This is a genomic window from Thioalkalivibrio sp. (assembly GCF_041690275.1).
GTDB lineage: Bacteria > Pseudomonadota > Gammaproteobacteria > Ectothiorhodospirales > Ectothiorhodospiraceae > Thioalkalivibrio.
Genome location: NZ_JAWLHP010000004.1, coordinates 35382 through 55308 on the forward strand (window position 1 = coordinate 35382; position 19927 = coordinate 55308).

The 19927-nt window shown below is 67.8% G+C and carries 19 protein-coding genes; 13 read left to right on the top strand and 6 right to left on the bottom strand.

What is annotated here, in order from left to right:
• The first annotated feature begins 38 nt into the window (after nt 1–38).
• The 8 genes from mrdA to lipB all read left to right on the top strand — a co-directional run bounded on the left by mrdA (nt 39) and on the right by lipB (nt 8383).
• Nucleotides 39–1925, top strand: coding sequence for a penicillin-binding protein 2 (mrdA, locus tag ACESMN_RS01210; protein ID WP_373051757.1), 1887 nt, complete (start codon nt 39–41; stop codon nt 1923–1925).
• Nucleotides 1922–3040, top strand: a complete 1119-nt coding sequence (rodA, locus tag ACESMN_RS01215) for a rod shape-determining protein RodA (protein WP_373051758.1) — start codon at nt 1922–1924, stop codon at nt 3038–3040. Before mrdA ends, rodA begins: the two co-directional genes overlap by 4 nt.
• Nucleotides 3037–4074 carry a lytic murein transglycosylase B gene (gene mltB / locus ACESMN_RS01220; RefSeq protein WP_373051759.1) on the top strand — a complete coding sequence of 346 codons (1038 nt, stop codon included), beginning with the start codon at nt 3037–3039 and terminating at the stop codon, nt 4072–4074. The genes rodA and mltB overlap by 4 nt, the downstream gene beginning before the upstream one ends.
• A complete protein-coding gene (locus ACESMN_RS01225) occupies nt 4071–4940 on the top strand; it encodes a septal ring lytic transglycosylase RlpA family protein (protein ID WP_373051760.1) in 870 nt (289 codons plus the stop codon). Before mltB ends, ACESMN_RS01225 begins: the two co-directional genes overlap by 4 nt.
• A gap of 188 nt (nt 4941–5128) precedes the next feature.
• On the top strand, nt 5129–6367 hold the full coding sequence (locus ACESMN_RS01230; protein WP_373051761.1) for a D-alanyl-D-alanine carboxypeptidase family protein: 1239 nt from the start codon (nt 5129–5131) through the stop codon (nt 6365–6367).
• Nucleotides 6368–6373: 6 nt separating this feature from the next.
• A complete protein-coding gene (locus ACESMN_RS01235; protein ID WP_373051762.1) occupies nt 6374–7243 on the top strand; it encodes a D-amino acid aminotransferase in 870 nt (289 codons plus the stop codon).
• Nucleotides 7240–7509, top strand: coding sequence for a YbeD family protein (locus tag ACESMN_RS01240; protein WP_373051763.1), 270 nt, complete (start codon nt 7240–7242; stop codon nt 7507–7509). Before ACESMN_RS01235 ends, ACESMN_RS01240 begins: the two co-directional genes overlap by 4 nt.
• Nucleotides 7510–7708: 199 nt before the next feature.
• Nucleotides 7709–8383, top strand: coding sequence for a lipoyl(octanoyl) transferase LipB (gene lipB / locus ACESMN_RS01245; protein WP_373051794.1), 675 nt, complete (start codon nt 7709–7711; stop codon nt 8381–8383).
• 3 nt (nt 8384–8386) lie between these two features.
• On the opposite strand, the gene lipA is transcribed toward lipB, so the two are convergent.
• From lipA to ACESMN_RS01260, 3 genes are all read right to left on the bottom strand, one after another.
• Nucleotides 8387–9367 (bottom strand): lipoyl synthase, encoded by a 981-nt coding sequence (gene lipA, locus ACESMN_RS01250; protein WP_373051764.1) that lies wholly within the window; start codon nt 9365–9367, stop codon nt 8387–8389.
• Nucleotides 9368–9569: 202 nt separating this feature from the next.
• Nucleotides 9570–10034, bottom strand: coding sequence for a hypothetical protein (locus ACESMN_RS01255; protein ID WP_373051795.1), 465 nt, complete (start codon nt 10032–10034; stop codon nt 9570–9572).
• An 86-nt stretch (nt 10035–10120) separates the two neighbouring features.
• Entirely contained in the window at nt 10121–10360 is a 240-nt protein-coding gene (locus ACESMN_RS01260) for a BolA family protein (RefSeq protein WP_373051765.1), read from the bottom strand.
• A gap of 154 nt (nt 10361–10514) precedes the next feature.
• Between ACESMN_RS01260 and ACESMN_RS01265 the strand changes: the two genes are divergently transcribed.
• From ACESMN_RS01265 to ACESMN_RS01280, 4 genes are all read left to right on the top strand, one after another.
• Nucleotides 10515–11267 (top strand): MBL fold metallo-hydrolase, encoded by a 753-nt coding sequence (locus ACESMN_RS01265; protein ID WP_373051766.1) that lies wholly within the window; start codon nt 10515–10517, stop codon nt 11265–11267.
• A 170-nt stretch (nt 11268–11437) separates the two neighbouring features.
• Complete coding sequence (locus ACESMN_RS01270; RefSeq protein WP_373051767.1) at nt 11438–13510, top strand: hypothetical protein; 2073 nt, start codon at nt 11438–11440, stop codon at nt 13508–13510.
• A 71-nt stretch (nt 13511–13581) separates the two neighbouring features.
• Nucleotides 13582–14181, top strand: a complete 600-nt coding sequence (locus tag ACESMN_RS01275; protein WP_373051796.1) for a YdbL family protein — start codon at nt 13582–13584, stop codon at nt 14179–14181.
• Complete coding sequence (locus tag ACESMN_RS01280; protein ID WP_373051768.1) at nt 14178–15542, top strand: YihY/virulence factor BrkB family protein; 1365 nt, start codon at nt 14178–14180, stop codon at nt 15540–15542. The genes ACESMN_RS01275 and ACESMN_RS01280 overlap by 4 nt, the downstream gene beginning before the upstream one ends.
• A gap of 27 nt (nt 15543–15569) precedes the next feature.
• Here the strand turns inward: ACESMN_RS01280 and ACESMN_RS01285 are convergent, their stop codons facing one another.
• From ACESMN_RS01285 to ACESMN_RS01295, 3 genes are read right to left on the bottom strand one after another with little or no spacing between them, the layout of a single operon-like run.
• The gene (locus tag ACESMN_RS01285; RefSeq protein ID WP_373051769.1) at nt 15570–15776 is read right to left on the bottom strand and encodes a hypothetical protein; all 207 of its coding nucleotides are present in this window, start codon (nt 15774–15776) and stop codon (nt 15570–15572) included.
• A gap of 13 nt (nt 15777–15789) precedes the next feature.
• On the bottom strand, nt 15790–16968 hold the full coding sequence (locus tag ACESMN_RS01290; protein WP_373051770.1) for a class I SAM-dependent methyltransferase: 1179 nt from the start codon (nt 16966–16968) through the stop codon (nt 15790–15792).
• Nucleotides 16969–17021: 53 nt separating this feature from the next.
• A complete protein-coding gene (locus ACESMN_RS01295) occupies nt 17022–18569 on the bottom strand; it encodes a methyltransferase regulatory domain-containing protein (protein WP_373051771.1) in 1548 nt (515 codons plus the stop codon).
• Nucleotides 18570–18924: 355 nt separating this feature from the next.
• Between ACESMN_RS01295 and ACESMN_RS01300 the strand changes: the two genes are divergently transcribed.
• Nucleotides 18925–19656, top strand: a complete 732-nt coding sequence (locus tag ACESMN_RS01300) for a TorF family putative porin (protein ID WP_373051772.1) — start codon at nt 18925–18927, stop codon at nt 19654–19656.
• Nucleotides 19657–19927 lie beyond the last annotated feature (271 nt).

The window sequence follows — 19927 nt, forward strand, 5'->3', positions numbered from 1 at the left end:
GATCCGCGCCCGTGATGACGGAGCGAATGCACTAGCCCATGTTGATTGACCGTCAGGATTCCTACGACGAGGAAGGGCGGGATCAGCGGCTTTTCTCTGTCCGCGTCCTCGTCTCGCTGTTGATCCTGTCACTGCTGCTGATGGCGCTCGGGGTGCGTCTGTTCACCCTGCAGGTCGGTGCGCACGAGCATTTCACCACCCTGTCCGAGAACAACCGCCTGCGCATCGAGCCGGTTCCGCCGACACGCGGCCTGATCTTCGATCGCAATGGCGTGCTGCTGGCGGAGAACCGGCCGGCCTACCAGCTGGAGGTCACCGTGGAGCAGGCCGGCGACCTCGACGAGCTGCTGGGGCGTCTGTCCGCGCTGGTCGAGCTGTCGCCGCTGGAGATCGAACGCTTCCGGGGGTCAGTGGGGCAGCGACGGCCCTTCCAGCCGGTGCTGCTGAAGGCGAATCTGGACGACGAGGCGGTGGCGAGGATCGCGGTGGCGCGGCCCGAGCTGCCCGGTGTGGAGATCCAGGCGCGACCGGTTCGTCACTACCCCCTGGGAGAGGATTTCGCCCACGTGGTCGGCTACGTCGGCCGCATCAACGAGCGGGACCTGCAGCGCCTGGATGCGCGCAATTACGCCGGCACCTCGCACACGGGCAAGACCGGCGTCGAACGCTATTACGAGAACATCCTGCACGGCAACACCGGCCACAAGCAGGTGGAGGTCAACGCCGAGGGACGCGTGATCCGCGAACTCTCCGCTGTGCCGCCGGTGCCGGGGCAGGACCTGACCCTGAGCATTGACGTGGAACTGCAGCGCGCGGCCCGTGACGCCCTGGCACCACACGACGGGGCGGTGGTGATGCTCGACCCGGCCACCGGCGAGGTGCTGGCGCTGGTCAGCAAACCCGGCTTCGATCCGAATCCCTTCGTGAACGGAATCTCTCATCAGGCCTTCGACGCACTGCAGTCAGACCCGCACGAGCCGCTGTTCAACCGCGCGCTCAGCGGACAGTACCCGCCGGGTTCGACGCTGAAGCCCCTCGTGGGCCTTGCGGGTCTGGAAGAGGAAGTGACCACGGCCGAGCGCAGGATGTTTGCCACCGGATACTTCCAGCTGCCCGGTCACGGGCGGCGCTACCGGGACTGGAAGCGCGGTGGCCACGGCTGGGTGGACCTGTCGCGGGCGATCGCGGTGTCCGCGGACGTGTATTTCTACGACCTCGGGCACAAGCTGGGGATCGACCGCATGGCACCGATGCTCGGTGCCTTCGGTATCGGCAGCCGCGTCGGCATCGACGCCACCGGCGAACGTCCGGGCATTCTGCCGAGCCGGGAGTGGAAGCGGTCGGTGCAGAATCTGCCCTGGTTTCCGGGCGAGACCGTGATCACCGCGATCGGGCAGGGTTACCTGCTGGCGACGCCCCTGCAGCTCGCGGATGTCGCCAGCACGCTGGCAAACCGGGGGCAGCGCGTGCAGCCGCGGCTGCTTCGGGCGATCCGCGACGGAAGCAGCGGTGAGACGGTGACCCAGCCCGTCCGACACCTGGCTCCGGTGATCGCGAGGGACGCCCACTGGGACGCGATCCACGAGGCGATGATCGAGTCGGTGCACGCACGCCACGGAACGGCTTGGGGCAGCATTGGCAGCGACCCGCCCACGGGATATCGCATCGCCGGCAAGACCGGTACCGCCCAGGTCTTCAGCCTCGCGCCGGACCAGGAATACGAGGAGGAGGAACTGAATCGCCTGCTCTGGGATCATGCCCTGTTCCTTGCCTATGCGCCGGCGGATCTTCCGGAGATCGCGGTGGCCGTGCTGGTCGAGCACGGGGGCAGCGGCGGTCGTGTCGCGGCGCCGATCGCACGCGAGGTGATCGACTTCTATCTGTCGTCCCGGGGCCAGGTCGCGGCCGCGGGAGAAGGATCATGATCAGCGTCACCGGGCGTGAGCTGACCACCTCCCAGTGGCTGTTGCGCAGCCTGCGTCTGGACGGCACGCTGCTGGTGCTGATCACGGTGCTGCTGATGCTCGGCCTTGCGGTCCTGTTCAGCGCCTCTGGCGAGAGCGTGGAGGCGCTGCAGCGTCAGATCGGTCGCATTGCGCTGGGTGTGCTGGCGCTGCTCGTGATGGCAAGGGTCCCGATCAGTACCCTGCGCGCGCTATCTCCGTGGCTGTTCCTCGCGGGCCTGGGGCTGCTGTTTGCGGTGGTGCTGTTCGGTGACGTCGGCAAGGGGGCCCGGCGCTGGCTCGATCTCGGCGTGATCCGGTTCCAGCCCTCGGAGATCATGAAGCTGGCAATGCCGCTGATGGTGGCGTGGTATCTGTCGCTGCGCAATGCTCCGCCGCGATTCGTGGACCTGCTGGTGGTGGCTGTGCTGATCCTGGTGCCGGTGCTGCTGATCATGCGTCAGCCGGATCTGGGTACCGCGTTGCTGGTCGGTGTGGCGGGCCTGCTGGTGATCTTCCTGGCCGGTCTCCACTGGCGCTGGTTCCTCGGTCTGGGGCTCGCGATCGCGGCGGTGATTCCGCTGCTGTGGACGCAGATGCACGATTACCAGCGGCAGCGGATACTGACCCTGCTGAACCCGGAATCGGATCCGCTCGGCGCCGGCTACCACATCATCCAGTCGAAGATCGCGATCGGTTCGGGCGGCCTCTATGGAAAGGGGTGGCTGAACGGCACCCAGTCGCAGCTGCAGTTCCTGCCGGAACGCTCCACCGACTTCGTGTTCGCGGTCTACGCCGAGGAGTTCGGGTTCCTCGGCGTGGTGCTCCTGATGGCCCTGTACTTCCTGATCGTGGGCCGCGGGCTGTGGATCGCGGCGATGGCCCAGGAGCGCTTCTGCCGGCTGATCGCCGGCGCCATCAGCCTGACCTTTGCGGTGTACGTGGTCGTCAACATGGGCATGGTGACGGGCCTGCTGCCGGTGGTGGGCATCCCGCTCCCGCTGATCAGCTACGGCGGCACCTCTCTGGTGACGCTCATGGTGGGCTTCGGTATTCTGATGGCCGTTCATTCCCGACAGCGACTGGTGAATCGATGACCCTAATCTCGCCGCCCCGGGCGGGCCGTCTGCTGGCCCATGCCGGCATCTCGGGCCTGTTCGTATCGCTGCTCGCTGCCTGTTCGCTGCCCGGCGTTGCCGTCTCGCAGTCCGAGTTCCGGGCCGGGGATCCTCCGTACCTCGAACGCGCCGAGGTCATGGCCTTCATCGACGAACAAGTCGAGTCGGGGATGGAGCGCGCCGCGCTGGAACAGCTGTTTGCCGGGGTCGAGCCGCAACAGCGCATCCTCGACCTGATCTCGCGCCCCGCGGAGGCGCGACCCTGGAAGGACTATCGACCCATCTTCGTGAACGATCTCCGGATCGAGCGCGGCCGGACCTTCATGCGCGAGCAGGCGGACTGGCTGAAGCGGGCCGAGGAGAGCTATGGCGTCGATCCTGCGCTGATTGCGGCGATCATCGGCGTCGAGACGAACTACGGCCGCAACCTCGGTGGCTTCCGGGTCCTCGACGCTCTGGTGACCCTGGGCTTCGATTATCCGCCACGACAGACCTTCTTCCGCAGCGAGCTGGGCCACTTTCTGGAGCTGGCTCGGGAAGAGTCCCTGGACCTGCAGGAGACACGCGGCTCCTACGCCGGCGCGATGGGACGGGGACAGTTCATCTCGTCGAGCTACCGGGCCTATGCGGTGGATTTCGACGGCGACGGCCGTCGCGACTTGATCAACTCCTGGCCGGATGCGATCGGCAGTGTCGCGAACTACTTCCGCGAACACGACTGGGAGTCCGGCAAGCCGGTAGTGGCCCGGGCCCGTGCCGAGGGCGATGCCCACGAGGCCCTGCTCGGCGGGGGGTACCAGGCACGGTTCTCGCTGGAGGAACTCGCGGCCCGCGGGGTCCGCCCCGTCGAGACCGTGCCCGCGGACGGCCGCTTCTCGCTGATCCGGCTGGAGGGGCGGGATGGACACGAGTTCTATCTCGGCTACCCGAATTTCTACGTGATCACGCGGTACAACCGTAGCCCTCTGTACGCGATGGTGGTGCACCAGTTGACGGAGGCGCTGCGCCCATGATCCGCGCGAGCGGCGCGCTGATACCGCTCACGGCCGGCGGTCTTCTGGTCCTGATGCTCGCCGGCTGCGGAAGCAGCCCCGACCGGCGCGTGGCCGATGGCCACCCCGCGGCAGTGCCCGTCGATCTGGCCGCGATACCGGACGCGGTGCCGCGCGCCGAGCCGCGCAGCCGTTACGGGAATCCGCCGGAATACGAGGTCTTCGGGCGCCGCTACCGGACACTCGACTCCAGTGCGGGTTTCGAGGAGCGGGGACTCGCGTCCTGGTACGGGACCAAGTTCCACGGCCGCCGGACCTCCAGTGGCGAACCCTATGACATGTTCGCGATGACCGCGGCGCACCGCCAGCTGCCGCTACCGAGCTTCGTTGAGGTGACGAACCTGGACAACGACAGGCGCGTGATCGTGCGCGTGAACGATCGCGGTCCGTTCGTCGGCGGACGGATCATCGATCTCTCCTACACGGCCGCGCATCGCCTGGGGATCATCGAGGAGGGAGTGGCGCCGGTGCGGATCCGAGCGGTGGGGCCTTCCGACCTGGCTCCGGAGCCGGTGCGCGTCGCCCAGGTCGAGCCCCCTGCGCAGCCGGCCGGGAGCGAGCCGGGCAACGGCGAGACGATTTCGGCCAGCTATGTGCAGGTGGGTGCGTTTGCCGACCGCGACGCTGCGGAAAGGATCGGGAACGACCTGCGCGCCCTCGGCTTTGACGATGTGCGCGTCACCACCGTCGCCGGTAACCCGGATGCACCGCTGCACCGCGTGCGCATCGGGCCCCTGGCGGATGCATCGGCGGTTCAGGAGGTCGCCGAGCGTCTGCACCAGGCCGCGCTGCAGGATTACCGCGTCGTGGTCGATGAGGCGAGGTGAGACCGCGGCGGCCCGGGTCCACCGGCACGAACGGCGTGATGCGCCGATCCCGCCCGAACCGGGCAGAGACCGCGCGCTCGGGATAGAATGGCCGGCGCCGGGACCCGTCACGCGGCCTCCGCTTCGTGGCGCGCCAGTCGCGATCCCGGCAATCCGTTCACCGCTTCGATCTTCAGGTTAAGTGTCCAATGATGAAATCCGTTCTGCGCTTCGCCGGCCCGCTGCTGCTGGCGCTTGTCTCGCTGGCGGCGATGGCCCAGACGCTGCCCACGCCAGGCACCGCGGGTGCCAACGGTGCCGCGGCGCTGGCCGTGACCCCGCGCCCGCCGTCCGATATCACCGCCAAGAGCTACATCCTCCTGGACTTCGATTCCGGCCTGCCGGTCGCGGCGCTGGATCCCGACCTCGAGCGCGAGCCGGCCAGCCTGACCAAGCTGATGACGGCCTACGTGGTCTTCGGCGAGATCAAGGCGGGCAAGATCGGCCTCGATGACCTGGTGACCGTCAGCGAGCGCGCCTGGCGCACCGGCAAGGAAGGTGCCTCGCGGATGTTCATCGAGGTGGGGGACCAGGTGCCGGTCGAGGACCTGCTGCGCGGGATGATCGTGCAATCCGGGAATGATGCCTCCACCGCCCTGGCGGAACTGGTGGCCGGCTCGGAAGGGGCCTTCGTGGACCTGATGAACGCCCAGGCCCGGGCCCTGGGCATGCACCGATCCTACTTCACGAATCCGCATGGTCTGCCCAGTGACGAGGCGCAGTATACGACCCCCGCCGACATGGCCCGTCTGGCCCGGGCACTGATCCGGGACTTCCCCGAGCTCTACGGCTACTACAGCGAACGGTCGTTCCGCTACAACGACATCGAGCAGTCCAACCGGAATCTGCTGCTGTGGCGCGACGAGAGCTTCGATGGCCTGAAGACCGGCTGGACCTCGGGCGCGGGATACAATCTCGTGTCTTCCGCCAAACGCAATGATCGCCGCCTGATCGCGGTCGTGATGGGGATCGACGCCCCGAACCACCAGCGCGGCGGCATCATCCGTGCCAACGAGTCCCAGGCGCTGATCAACTGGGGCATGCGCTTCTTCGAGTCCCGCAAGCTCTTCGAGGAGGGCGTCGTGCTGAACGAGCCGCGGGTGTACAAGGGGGCCAGCACCTCGGTGCAGGCCGGACTCGCGGAGCCACTCTGGGTGGTGCTGCCACAGGGGCAGGCCGAGCGTCTCGAGGCCACCATGGAACTGTGGGGTCCGCACCAGGCGCCGATCGACGCGGGTGAGACGCTGGGCGAGGTGATCGTGACGCTGGGTGGCGAGATGCTGGACCGCAAGCCGCTGGTGGCCCTGGCGCCGGTGGAGTCGGGCGGCATGTTCCGCTGGGTCTGGGACAGCGCCGCGCTGGGCCTGCGTTCCGCCTGGCCGTTCTGAACCGGCGTGATCGTTTACCTCAATGGTGCCTTCCTGCCCCCCGAGGAGGCCTCGATCTCGCCGCTGGACCGCGGTTTCCTGTTCGCTGACGGGGTCTACGAGGTCATTCCGAGTTACCGGGGCGCGTTCTTCCTGCTCGATGAGCACCTCGAGCGTCTGCGCCGGTCGCTTGGCGGAATCCGCATGCCGGAACCCGGGCTGGACGAGGGCTGGGAACCGATCCTCGAGGGGCTGCTGCAACGCAATCCCGGCGGCGACCGCTCGGTCTACCTGCAGGTCAGTCGTGGCGCGGCGCCGCGGGATCACGCCTTTCCCGCGAGCGCGGCTCCGACCGTGTTCGCGATGGTCAGCCCGATCGCGCAGACTCGGGCGGATCCCGGCGAGGCGGGGATCGCCGCGATCACGCTGCCGGATCAGCGCTGGGGACGCTGCGACATCAAGTCGGTCGCGTTGCTGGCCAATGTGCTCGCGCGCCAGCAGGCCGTGGAGAGCGGGGCCGTGGAGGCCATCCTGCTGCGCGACGGGGGGGTCACCGAGGGTGCCGCGAGCAATGTCTTCGTGGTGCACGGCGACACGGTCAGCACGCCACCCCTCGGACACGCGATCCTGCCCGGGATCACCCGTCGATTCCTGTTGGACGCGCTGCGGGATACGGGCTGGGACTGCCGCGAGGCGCCCGTGCCGCAAGAGGCCCTGCACTCGGCCGACGAGATCTGGGTCACCAGTTCGACCCGGGAACTGGTGCCCGTGACCTCGCTCGACGGCAGGCCGGTTGGAGGAGGGCGGCCGTGTCCGGTCTGGCGGCGTGCGCTCGAGATCTTTCGCTGCGCCCGCGACCGATCGCTGGGAATCGAAGATGCCGGAGCCGTACGATGACGGATGATCGCGACACCCTGCTCGACTTCCCCTGCCGCTTTCCGGTCAAGGTGATGGGCGAGGCCCACGAGGAATTCCTCGAGGCGGTGGAGGCCTGCATCGCCGGGCACGTGCCGGAACCCGACACGGTGGATGTGGTGCACCGGGAGTCGTCGGCCGGCAACTACGTCGGAGTGACCATCACCCTGACCGCAACCAGCCAGGAGCAGCTGGATGGCCTGTACCGGGCACTGGGCGCCTGTCCCGGCGTCCGGATGGTGCTCTAGTGGGCCATGCGGAAGGTTCGGTACCAGATCGCTTCGCCAGAAGCGCCGGCGCTGCGTTGGGCAAGTTTGAAATAGGCCCACTATTCCTGCACTTGCCCTCCTTGCTCCGGCCCTTCTGGCTGTGCTCCATAGTCACCGAACTTTCCGCATGGGCCACTAGTGGCCCATGCGGAAAGTTCGGTCTGACCCTCCGGCCCGCGTGACCTGCCCGCCGCTGCGCTGTTACCGGCTCGGCCGGCAGCCGTACGTGCCGGTATGGCGGGCGATGCAGCTGCAGCTGAACGAGCGCGCGCAGGCAACGCCCGACGAGCTCTGGAGGGTGGAGCACCCGCCCGTCTTCACCCTCGGCCGCAATGCGCGCCCCGGCCACCTGCGGGCGCCCGGGGCGATACCGGTGATCCGGGTGGACCGGGGCGGGCAGGTGACCTTTCACGGCCCCGGCCAGATCGTGCTGTACACGCTGCTGGATCTGCGCCGCCATCGTCTCGGCGTACGCGCTCTGGTGGATCTGCTGCAGCAGGTCGTGATCGACAGCCTCGCGGAATTGGGCATTCCGGCCGAGGCCCGCTCGGATGCGCCCGGTGTCTACGTGGACGGCGCGAAGATCGCCGCGCTGGGCCTGCGGGTGCGGCACGGATTCAGCATGCACGGGCTATCGCTGAACGTGGGTCCGGGCCTCGCGGCATTCGAGCGCATCGATGCCTGCGGCTATCCGGGGCTGGCCGTTACCTCAATGCAATGCCTCGGTGTGCAGGCCGACCCGCAACGGGTCGCGGCGAGGCTGGAGACGCGGCTGGCGGAATTGCTGGAATGCCCGACCGAAGCCGCGCCTGTGCTGCCCGAACCGCTGGTTCGCGTGCTCGCCCGGACGTGACCGTTAGTCCTGGCCAGCTGCCAGGGGCGCGTCGCCGACAATTTCCCGGGCCTGCAGGTCCGCGTGATAGGAGGAGCGCACCATTGGGCCGCTGGCCACCTGCCGGAAGCCCATCTCGCGTGCACGGTCCGCGAGCTCGTCGAACTCGGCGGGTTCCAGATAGCGCTCGACCGGGAGATGGTGCCGGCTGGGCTGCAGATACTGTCCCAGGGTCAGCATCTCGCAGCCGTGATCGCGGAGATCCCGCAGGACCTCGAGCAGCTCCTCGCGCGTCTCGCCGATGCCGAGCATCAGTCCCGATTTCGTGGGTACTCCGGGATGCTCCGCGCGGAAGGCCCGCAGCAGTTCCAGCGAGGCCCGGTAATCGGAGCCCGGCCGGGCCTTGCGATAGAGCCTCGGGATGGTCTCCAGGTTGTGGTTGAAGACGTCGGGGGGCGCCTTCCGCAGGATGTCCAGGGCGGTGTCCACGCGGCCGCGGAAATCCGGTACCAGGATCTCGATGCGGATGTCCGGGTTCTGTTCGCGCACCGTGCGGATGCAGGCCACGAAGTGGGCGGCGCCGCCGTCGCGCAGGTCGTCACGGTCCACCGAGGTGATCACCACGTAGCGCAGGTCCATGGCACGGATGGTCTCGGCCAGATGCCTTGGCTCATCCGGATCCAGGGGGTTCGGGCGGCCGTGTGCCACGTCGCAGAAGGGGCAGCGTCGGGTGCAGATGTCGCCCATGATCATGAAGGTCGCGGTCCCGTGCGCGAAGCATTCACCCAGGTTGGGGCAGCTCGCCTCCTCGCAGACCGTGTGCAGCCGCTGCTCGCGAAGGATGCGCTTGATCCGCTGAACACCCGGCGCGGCCTGACTCTGGGCGCGGATCCAGCGCGGCTTGCGCAGCGGCCGCTCGGTGGGCGTGATCTTCACGGGAATGCGCGCCACCTTTTCCTCGGCGCGCATCTTCTCTCCCTGGCGGACTCGTTTCGGGGTCTCCATGGCTTGCTCCGTCTGCGGTTCTGCCGATGCTGCCGGCATCGTTGCGCGCCTACTATGCCAGCCGGCGCCAGTCCGTGCATGACTCCGGGCGCCGGGTCGGGTTACCGGCGCGCGCCCACCCGAACGCGTTAGGCCGGGCATTCGTCGGTTCGAGATCGGATCCCGGCGGATTCGTCCCGCAAGCGGGTGACGGGAGCGATCGTCAGGGCTGGCCGCGCGTGCGGAAGCGGACCCGGCCGTCGGCATCGACCAGGCCGTGGCCGCGCAGCCAGGCGTCCGCGTCCCCGCTGTCCTCGTGAAACCAGGCGGAGGTCGAACCGAGGCGGAAGCTGTAGCCCCAGGCGTCCATGTCATCCATCAGCGCAGCCCGTCCGATCCCCGGCAGGTGACCCGCCAGCAGCACCTGCAGGCGGCAGACCGCGGACTCCTCCAGATCGTCGCCGCCCGCGTCCGTATGCACCCCTGCGCGGCGTGCCGGATCCATGCAGATCAGGTGGCAGGCCTCGTGCAGGGCAGAGTGCACCGGCGTGTCGGGACGGACGTGCAGGGTGCCGCGGACGATCCCCGCCTCGGGTTCACCCCAGAAGCTGCCCGGAAGATGGCCATCCTCGGAATGCACCGCCAGGCCGATCCCGAACCTTCCCAGCAGTTCCTGCAGGGCGGGCAGGTGCCCCGGGGTGCAGCGATGCCGGGCCGAGGGTTGCCCGGCATCGGGACTCCGCTCATCCGTCACGGACGTGTCCGCCGTTCCCATCAGGAGGCGCTGTACTCCTCCGGCGTCAGCGCGCGGATGGACAGCGCGTGCACGGCCCCGCTGGCGATCTCGTCGCGGACGGTGGCATAGACCGTCTGGTGCTTCTTCACCGCGTTCATGTCGGCAAACATCGGGCTGACCACCAGGGCCTCGAACTTGCCTTCGCCGCCGGTCACCTCGACCTTTTCGGCCTCGGGCAGACGGGAACGGATGATTTCGGCGACTTCGCTCGATTGCATCGGACGTCTCCATGTACACAGTCTCGGGATGCGGCATGATAGCCAAATCGGCTACCGTCCACAGCCAGGCGCACGGCTGGTCGGGTACTGCGCGGAACTCGGTGCTTCGCGCGGGACCCAAGCACGTAGAGCTGCCACCGGAGGAGACAGGCCAATGATCTTCAGACAGTTGTTCGAACCCGAATCGTCGACCTACACCTACCTGCTCCATTGCCCCGACACCGGCATCACCGCGGTGATCGACCCGGTGATCGAGACGGTGGAACGCGATCTGGAGACCCTCCAGCAGCTGGGCCTGCACCTCGATTACGCGATCGAGACGCACATCCACGCCGATCACATTACCGGCGGACGGATGCTGCGCGAGCACACCGGCTGCAAGCTTGCGGGTCCGGCACTGGACGAACTGCCCTGTCGGGACATCGGGCTGCGCGAGGGGGAACCGATGCGCATCGGGAACCTGGTGCTCAACCCGCTGTTCACCCCGGGGCACACCGATGCCCACCACGCGTATCTGCTGGATCACGGGGGCCTGCCGATGCTGTTTTCGGGCGATGCGCTGCTGATCGAGGCCTGCGGGCGTACCGATTTCCAGTCGGGTGATGCCACCACCCTGTATCACTCCATCCACGACAAGTTCTTCACGCTGCCCGACGAGACGCTGGTGTATCCGGCACACGACTACGAGGAGCGGCAGATCACCACGATCGGTCAGGAGAAGCTCCGGAATCCCCGGCTGGGCAAGGGCAAGAGCCTGGAGGAGTTCGTGCAGATCATGGACGGCATGGATCTGCCCTATCCCAAGAAGATCGACTGGGCCCTGCCGGGCAACGTGGGCTGCGGCGTCTGCCCCGACAACCTGCCGCCGGAGAAGGAGCGGCTCTGCGAGCTGGACCGGCAGGGCTGATGGACGCCTTCCTTGCGATCACGGGTCAGATGGGCGTTTCTGCGTCGAGCCATGCTGCGGTTCACCGTCCGGGGTCCGCATCGGGTCGGCGCTGACGGAGCAGGGGGCGGTATGCACGTCACGCTGCTGACCGCTGACGGGGTCGGGATCTCCGGTTCGTCCCATCCGGGATGATCAACGGAGCCGGCCGTCGCCGCCTGGGGGTGCTGGCCTCGATTCCGCTGTTCGCCGCAGTGCCGGCCCCGGGCTGGCCCGAGTCCGGCCTCTCGCTGGAGGTGGACATCGGCTCGATGGTCCACGAGGCCTTCGATGCACGCAACCTGCGTGCCCATGTCTCCTGGGTCGGGCCTGAGCCCCGCTTCGAGGTCCGGGCCGACCGCCTGCGCCTCGCCGACCCGGTGGGTGTGGTCGAGGGCCTCCGCCTCGACTGCCCGCGCGTGGAGGTCACCGCGAGGCGGCTGGCCTGTGCCGATGGCCGCCTGACCGCACGGGGAGACGGGTGGCGTCTCGACGCGGCAAGGCTGAACTTCGACTGGGACCGGGAGGCGGACTCGTTGCGCTTTTCGGCACCCTGGCCGGGCCTGTTCCGCGGTCACGGACACGTCAGCGGTGTCGCTGGGGCTGCCGGGCTGCGCGTGGACCTCGACCTGGACGGGCTGGATCTGCCGATGCTGGCGGACTCCGGCCTGCTGCCGCTGAAGATGCCGGTCGCAATCGACGCCGGGTTCGCGCGGGCTGCCGGCCGTATCGATACCCGCGGGCGGCTGCCGATCGTGGAGCTGGATCTGTCCGTCTCGGGCCTGGGCTTCAGTGATCCCGCCGGGCTGCACGCCGCGGAGGGCCTGTCCGGGTCCGGGAGACTGGCCCACGGCGCGGGAGGCTACGATGTTCAGGCCCGGTTCACGGAGGGCGCGGCATTCTTCGAGCCCTGGTTTCTGGATCTCGGAGAGGCAGGACCGGTGGCCTTGTCGGTTTCTTCATTGCAGCCCGTCCCCCGGCATCCGCGCCCCAGGGCGTGGCGCGCGGCCTCGGCAGAAGCGGCGCTCGCAGGGCACACCCTTCTGCAGGGCACGGGGCTGGTGCACTCGGGCGACCGGCTCGAGCGTGGCGAGATCGCGTGGCAGATCGGACGCCTGGATCTCGCGGGCAGGATACTGGTTGAACCACTGCTTGTCGGCACCGTCCTTGGCCGCAGCCGTTTCGAGGGCGAGACCCGCGGCCGCTTGCGCCTATCGGAGGGTCGTGCCCGGGCGCTGACGGCCTTCTGGCAGGACCTGGGACTGAGGGATGAGTTCGGCCGCTTCGGGCTGACGGGTTCCGCCGGCAGTGTCGCCTGGAGCGATGAGGGGGTGGCCCGGGAATCGTCGATTGCCGTGGCCGCCGGCGAGGTCCGTGGTCTGCCGGTCGGCCCCTTCCGGATGGACTTCCAGCTCGAGCCTCGCGGCCTTCGGCTGCTGGAGCCGCTGTTCGTTCCGGTGCTGGACGGCGGTGCGGGCGTGGATCACTTCCGTCTGCATTGGGGCTCCGAGGGGCCGGAGATCGAGTTCGAGGGCGGCATCCGTGCCCTGAGCCTGGAACGGCTGACCGAGGCGGTTGGCTGGCCCCGGTTTTCCGGCACGCTGGCCGGCATCGTCCCGCGCGTGTTCTATGACATCGACGGCCTGCGCGTCGATGGCCAGCTGCTGGTGGAGGTCTTCGATGGCGAGATCGTGCTCAGTGGTCTGCGCATCCGCAACCTGTTCGGGGTGACCCCCGAACTGGAGGTCTCGGCACAGGTGCGGCGGCTCGAACTGGATCTTCTGACGAGCGCCCTGGACTTCGGCCGGATCGAGGGGCGTCTTTCCGGGACCGTCGAGGACCTGTTGCTGGTCGAGTGGGGGCCGCACCGGATGCACCTGTCTCTGGCCACACCCGAAGAAGATCCGGGACGCCGCCGGATCAGCCAGCGTGCGGTCGAGAATCTCACCGCGATCGGCGGTGGGGTCCAGGGCAGGCTGGCGGCGACCTTCCTGCGCCTGTTCGACGCCTTTGCCTACCGCAGACTGGGGTTCGACTGCGATCTCGACGGCGACGTCTGCCTGGCCTCGGGGGTCGGGGAGCGCCCGGACGGTACCTTTGTGCTGGTGGAGGGCGGGGGACTGCCGCGAATCGACGTGATCGGCCACAACCGGCGGGTGGACTGGCCGGAACTGATGCGGCGCCTGAACACCGTTCGAGAAGGTCACACGGCTGTTGTACAGTAATCGCAGAAAAGGGAGTTCCCCCGTGGCTGCGCCCTGCGCAGAGGAGAAGCGTAATGAGGGACCTGAGTCGCATGTTCGCGATACTGGTGGTGGTGCTGGTGGCCAGCGCCTGCGTAACGATCCACATCTACTTCCCCGCCGCTGCCGCCGAGGAGGCCGCCAGGACCATCGTCCGGGATGTCCTCGAGGCGCCCGATGCCAAGCCACCAAACGAGCCGGATGCCGGGCCCGAGCCGACGAGCCGCGGCATCACGCCGTTGATCATGCCGGCGGTCGCTTGGGGCCTCGACAGGCTGGTCGCGCCGGCCTCCGCGCAGACGCCCGACCTGCGCGCGGAGAGTCCCGCCATCAACCGGCTGCGGGCATCCATGCGCTCGCGCAGTGCGGAACTGGTCCCCTACCTGCGTAGCGGTGCCATCGGGTTCGCACGTGACGGTTTCGTCGAGGTCCGGGATCTCTCCGACGTGCCGTTGCGGGAACGCTCCCGGGTTCAGCGGCTGGTGAACGAGGAGAATGCGGACCGCCGGGCCCTGTACCAGGAGATCGCCCGGGCCAATGACCGTCCGGACTGGGAGGACCAGATCCGCGAGACCTTTGCCCGTGTGTGGGTGGAGGAGGCGCCATCCGGATACTGGTACCAGGACGGGAACGGCAACTGGCGTCAGAAGTGAGCCGGGGGAAGGCCGAGCCGGGGCGCCTGGGCCGCTGGCGCGAGCGGGCCGACGAGCTGCTGAACCGCGCGGACCTCGCGACGCTCCCGCGCAGCCAGGCGCTGGCGATCGGTGTCGTGCGCGGAATCGGCGGCATCGTGCGCGAGGCCACGGAAGGCCAGTTGACCCTGCGGGCGATGAGCCTGGTCTACACCACGCTGCTGTCGATGGTGCCGCTACTGGCGCTGTCATTCTCGGTCCTGAAGGCCTTCGGTGCCCACAATGCGGTGGAGCCCGTGATGCTGAACCTGCTGCAGCCACTCGGCCCACAGGGCGTGGAGATCACCCGGAACGTGCTGGAGTTCGTCGACAACATGCGGGTCGGAGTCCTCGGGTTCGTTGGCCTGATGTTCCTCGTCTACACCGTTATCGCGCTCGTGCAGAAGATCGAACAGGCCTTCAATGGCATCTGGCACGTTGAGGGCATGCGCAGTTTCGGTCAGCGCTTCAGCAACTATCTGTCGGTGATCATGATCGGGCCGTTGCTGGTGGTATCCGCGCTGGGGGTCACGGCGACGGTAATGTCCTCGACGCTGATGCAGCGGGTGACCGCGGTCGAGCCGCTCGGCATGCTGTTCGAGACGGCCTCCACCCTGCTCCCGTTCGCGCTGATCGTGAGTGCCTTCACCTTCATCTACATGTTCGTTCCGAATACGCGCGTGCGGTTGATGCCCGCGTTGATCGGCGCGTTGATCGCCGGGATCCTGTGGCAGGCGGTGGGCTGGGGCTTCGCCACGATCGTGGCCGGCTCCACGCGCTATGACGCGATCTACTCGGGCTTTGCGATCGTGATCATGCTGCTGATCTGGGTCTACCTTGCCTGGTTGATCCTGCTGGTCGGGTCGATGATCGCCTTCTACATACAGAATCCCGAGTACATCCGGGTACGCGGCGCCGGCGAGCCGCCCTCGGCCGCGATGCGCGAGCGCCTTGGGATGCACCTGATGGCCGAGGTGGGTCATCGCTTCCTGGAGGGAGATAGCGCGCCGGCGCTGGAAGATCTGGCCCACCGGCTGCAAGTGCCCAGCCGGGTCCTGGCCGGGCCGGCGGATGCGCTCGAGCGTTCGGGACTGCTGGTGGTCACGGGCGAGGACGATCCGCGCTATCTGCCCGGTCGGGATCTGGCCGCGATCCCGGTCAACGAGATCCTGAACGCTCTGCGCCACCAGGAAGACGATTACCTCTATCGGCGCATGGAGGGTCCGGGCACGGTGGAGTCCCTGGTCGAGCGGATTGAACGCAGGCGCTCAGAGGTCCTGGATTCCCTGACGCTGCGCGATCTGCTGACCGGGCGCGAGCCCGCTTCGGGGCCCGGGTCCTGAGGCGGCGGGTTCGGGCCCCGCCATCCATCACTTCCGGGACTGGATCAGGAAGTAGACGCCGGCGGCGATGAAGATCGCGCCGATGGCGAGCGCGCCGATTCCGCCAAGGCTCTGTCCCTCGCTGACGGTGAGTCGGCTGATGAAGACCTCGCCGGTGTACAGCGCGTAGGTTCCGATGCCGATCAGCACCAGCCCAACGATCACCAGCCCCTCGTCGATTCGCCGCCGGTTCATCTCTTCGACCTGGTCAGGGGCGGCACAGGTAATCACGGGTGATCGGCACCGCGTCGTGCCGCTTCGCCATCTGGACGTGGAAGACGACCTGGTCCCAGAAGCGGAAGGTGCCCTCGCAGGAGGCGAGATAGAACTCCCACATCCGGCAGAAGCGCTCGTCGAAGCGCTCGGCGACCTCCGTCCGCACCGACTGGAAGCGCCGATACCACTCTGCCAGGGTCTCCGCGTAGTGCAATCGCCAGACCTCCAGGTCGGTGACCATCAGCGGGGTCTGCTCGAGCGCCGCGGAGAGTTCGGACAGGGCCGGGGTGTACCCGCCGGGGAATATGTAGCGCCGCAGCCAGGCATTGGTGGTGCCCGGGCCGCAGGTGCGGCCGATGGTGTGCAACAGCGCGACGCCGTCCTCCTTCAGCAGTTCGCCGAGTTGCCGGAAGAAGGCCCCGTAATAGGGCTGCCCCACGTGCTCGAACATGCCGACGCTGACGATGCGGTCATACTGTTCCCGGTGTTCACGGTAATCCCGGAAGTGGAACGCGACCCGGTCGTCGAGGCCGCGCCGGGCGCACTCCTCCCGCGCGACGCGCAGCTGCTCCTGGGACAGGGTCAGCCCGTCCACGGACACGTCGAACTCGGAGGCGAGGTACATCGCAAGCCCGCCCCAGCCGCAGCCGATGTCCAGCACCCGCATCCCGGGCTCCAGGCGCAGTTTCAGCGCGATGTGGCGGCACTTCGCCTGTTGCGCCGCTTCGAGGCTCATGTCCGGCTGCGCAAAGTAGGCGCAGGAGTAGAACATCCCGTCGTCGAGGAAGCGGCGGAAGAGCCATTCGTCGATATCGTAGTGATGGGACACGTTGCGATAGGCCCGGCGCACCCGGTTTCCCTGCTGCAGGACCTTGCGCACCAGCCCCAGCGGTTGCCGGCGCTGCTGGGCGAACATCTCCGCGAAGTTGCTCATGGTCAGGTGGAGCAGGGGGCGCAGGCCCTCGTCACCTGGCGTCCAGCCGCCCTCCATGTAGGTCTGGCCGAACTCGAAGCCGGGATCCGCGGCGATGCGCCGGAGGGTCGAGGGCTCGTTGAGCACGATGCCCGCCTCGGGTTGTCCGGATCCGAAGCGGCGCCGGGTACCGTCCGGCAGCTGCACGTTCAGGGTTCCTTCGCGCAGGTATTCTTCCAGGAGCCCGAATAGTGTCATGTCTCCATCCCTGAATAATGGTTGGAAGGTCTCTTGCGTGTCTGCGACTGCCCCTATCGTAGCGCAACCAGCAGGCCGTGACGCTCCAGCAGCGCCAGCAGGCCGCTCACGCGTGCCTCCAGCCGTTCGCGCTGGCGGTCCGGTGTGGCGGCGCCCAGTTCCCGCGTCAGTTCGGGATCACGCGCGGCGGCCGCGATCAGGTCCTCCACCAGTGCCGCCGGCTCGCGGCTTCCGTCGAGCCGGGCCAGTATGCGGGTGGAAACGGGATCGAGCTGGAGAGACTGGTGCCGGGCGGTCGGGATCAGGCGCTCGCCCCGTTCCGCGAGCGTTCGCGCCAGGTCTGTGGCCCGGGGTCCTGATCCGGCAGGCATCGCGCTGATCACGGGATCCGGAGGGCAGAGCGTGACCTGCAGGCCGGCGGACGCGAAAAGACTGAAGAGTTGCTCCGGCAGGGACCGGAGATCTCCGGACGTCGGTGCATGTCCGGACCGGGCCGCCCGTTCGGATGCCTCGGGCATGATCTCCTCCAGGAGTCGTGCGCGCGGAAAGGCCTCGCTCAGCGACTCGATCACGGCGCGGAGCAGCGGGGGTTCGACCCGGAAGGACCGGCCGGCGGCGTTGCGAAAGACCCCCTCCTGGTCCGGCGCGAGATCCGTGTACAGGGGCAGGGCGAACAGCGGGTCCAGATCGATCTCGCGCGTCAGCGGTTCCGAACTCCGGCACAGCAGGGACCGGCGGAACGGGCGCAGCGTCAGGAAATCCGCATATTGCTCCGCAACCGTCAGGTCATCGAAGCGCGCGAGGCTCGCCTCCGCATCCGCCCCCAGGGTGGACGGAAACATCGTGTGCAGACGGGTGTCGGCGAGGTACTGGAGTCCGTGCGCTGCCGCGCGGTCCACGAATTGGCGGAACAGCACCGGCTCGTTCGTCTCCTCCAGGTACTCGTGGTAGAGATAGCTGTCGCGGGCGGCTTGCAGTCGCTCCAGCTCCTTGCGCAGCCAGTCGTGGCCCGGCGGCGTGTCCCTGAGCGGGGTCGCGAGGAAGGCCAGCATCTCGCGCGCACCGGCCAGGCGCTCGCGCGGACTGGTGATGTCGCGCACGTGATGCAGCAGCATGTCCCTGAGCATGCTGCGCTGCCGTCCGCCGGGCAGCGCATTGTAGCTGACGTAGGCGATGCCCCCGGGAGCGAGCCGGGCGCCGCAGAGGGCGAGGATGTGTTCCTGCACCGCAGTGGGCACCCAGGAGAACACGCCGTGCGCGACGATGTAGTCGAACGGCTCGCCCGCCAGCGGGACCTGCAGGATGTCCTGATGCCGTATCTCGGCGTTATCGAGGCCCAGCGCCCGGCTGGTTTCCGCTCCTTCGAGCGCCTGCGCGCGGGAGAGCTCCACCCCGGTGCAGCGGGTGTCCGGAAGATGGAAGGCGATCGGGAGGAGATTGCCGCCGGCGGCGCAGCCTAGTTCCAGGATCCGCGAGCGGGCCGGATCCGGGGCCGCCAGCCCGAAGAGGCGGCCGATCACGGCCAGCCGGTCGGGGTGGGTCTCGGTGATCGGGAAGCTCTCGTAGGGGATCTCGTCGTAGCCGGGCAAAGTGTCGCTCATGAACGTGCGTCTGGCTTCATAAGGGCTTCGAGTCTGGGCGAAAAGGGGCCGAGAGACAATCGGTCTGGCGCCGCGTGCGACGGCCGCATGGGTGGATGGCCGCATCCGGCGTCTGGCGCCCGCAGCCGAGGCCTGCGGGCGCAGATGCACTGGAACGGTGCGCATTCCCGGGACAGCCGCCCCGGCTTGGGGCATCAGGGTGTCGTACCAGGGCGACATGTGTTGTAAGAAGCCGATTTTCGGGGCCCGGTACTGGTTGGCACAGCTCATGCAGGGGTCTGGGCGTCGATGAACGACAGATGACAACCGACCGCCGACTGGTCACTGCACAACACTTCCATCAGGAGCACGACCCATGAAGAAACTGACCCGTTCCGCCCTCTCCGCCGCTGTCGTCGCGGCGGTCTCGACCGGCGGCCTTGCGATGACCGCCACCGCCACCGCGGAGATGTCCGCCAATATCGGTGTGGTCTCCAACTACTACTTCCGCGGTGTGACGCAGACCCTCGACTCCGCAGCCGTTCAGGGCGGCGTCGACTTCGAGGACGCCTCCGGGTTCTATGCCGGCGCCTGGACCTCCAATGTCGACTTCGACGATGGAACCAGCTACGAGCTGGACCTCTATCTCGGGTTCGCGGGTGAGGTGGCCAATGGCATCGGCTATGACGTGGGCTATGTCTACTATGCCTACCCCGATGCGCCGGACAGTATCGATTTCGGCGAGATCTACGGCGAGCTCAGCTATGAGATGTTCTACGCGGGCCTTGCGTACACCATCAACAGCGACAATGACGACGGTCTGTTCGATTCCGGGGATGCCTATTACTATGTCGGCGCGGGCCTCCCGCTTCCCGAGGACTTCTCGCTCGGGCTAACCCTGGGATACTACGACTTCGATAACGACGGCAGCGCCGATGTGGGGGATGCCAGCTACTCGCACTTTGCGGTGAATCTGGCGAAGGATGCCGGCGATCTTGGCGAGTTCTCGCTCAACTTCGAATATGCCGATATCGATGAGGGCGACGCCCTGGGAACGGTCAATTCCGACGACCTGAAGACCTGGGTGGGCTGGTCGAAGGGCTTCTGATCCGGTTTCAGAGGTGTGTGGCAGGGTCCGGGTCTGGCAAAGGCCCGGACCCTTTTTTATTGGTTCCGGTCTGGGGTGCCAGGGACGATGGGTGGTGGGAGCGGCCTCTGGCCGCGATGCGGTGGTGGGGGGGCGCGGGGATCGCGGCTGGAAGCCGCTCCTACAGCCCGCTCCTGCGGCCCGTTCCTGCGGCTGTGGGTGGTGGGAGCGGCCTCTGGCCGCGATGCGGCGGTGGGTGGGGATCGCGGCTGGAAGCCGCTCCTACGGCCCG

What these genes read in the sequence shown, in the direction of transcription:
- mrdA (WP_373051757.1), top strand. Translation starts at nt 39, where the DNA reads ATGTTGATTGACCGTCAGGATTCCTACGACGAGGAAGGGCGGGATCAG.
- rodA (WP_373051758.1), top strand. Translation starts at nt 1,922, where the DNA reads ATGATCAGCGTCACCGGGCGTGAGCTGACCACCTCCCAGTGGCTGTTG.
- mltB (WP_373051759.1), top strand. Translation starts at nt 3,037, where the DNA reads ATGACCCTAATCTCGCCGCCCCGGGCGGGCCGTCTGCTGGCCCATGCC.
- ACESMN_RS01225 (WP_373051760.1), top strand. Translation starts at nt 4,071, where the DNA reads ATGATCCGCGCGAGCGGCGCGCTGATACCGCTCACGGCCGGCGGTCTT.
- ACESMN_RS01230 (WP_373051761.1), top strand. Translation starts at nt 5,129, where the DNA reads ATGATGAAATCCGTTCTGCGCTTCGCCGGCCCGCTGCTGCTGGCGCTT.
- ACESMN_RS01240 (WP_373051763.1), top strand. Translation starts at nt 7,240, where the DNA reads ATGACGGATGATCGCGACACCCTGCTCGACTTCCCCTGCCGCTTTCCG.
- lipA (WP_373051764.1), bottom strand. Translation starts at nt 9,367, where the DNA reads ATGGAGACCCCGAAACGAGTCCGCCAGGGAGAGAAGATGCGCGCCGAG.
- ACESMN_RS01260 (WP_373051765.1), bottom strand. Translation starts at nt 10,360, where the DNA reads ATGCAATCGAGCGAAGTCGCCGAAATCATCCGTTCCCGTCTGCCCGAG.
- ACESMN_RS01265 (WP_373051766.1), top strand. Translation starts at nt 10,515, where the DNA reads ATGATCTTCAGACAGTTGTTCGAACCCGAATCGTCGACCTACACCTAC.
- ACESMN_RS01270 (WP_373051767.1), top strand. Translation starts at nt 11,438, where the DNA reads ATGATCAACGGAGCCGGCCGTCGCCGCCTGGGGGTGCTGGCCTCGATT.
- ACESMN_RS01275 (WP_373051796.1), top strand. Translation starts at nt 13,582, where the DNA reads ATGTTCGCGATACTGGTGGTGGTGCTGGTGGCCAGCGCCTGCGTAACG.
- ACESMN_RS01285 (WP_373051769.1), bottom strand. Translation starts at nt 15,776, where the DNA reads ATGAACCGGCGGCGAATCGACGAGGGGCTGGTGATCGTTGGGCTGGTG.
- ACESMN_RS01290 (WP_373051770.1), bottom strand. Translation starts at nt 16,968, where the DNA reads ATGACACTATTCGGGCTCCTGGAAGAATACCTGCGCGAAGGAACCCTG.
- ACESMN_RS01295 (WP_373051771.1), bottom strand. Translation starts at nt 18,569, where the DNA reads ATGAGCGACACTTTGCCCGGCTACGACGAGATCCCCTACGAGAGCTTC.
- ACESMN_RS01300 (WP_373051772.1), top strand. Translation starts at nt 18,925, where the DNA reads ATGAAGAAACTGACCCGTTCCGCCCTCTCCGCCGCTGTCGTCGCGGCG.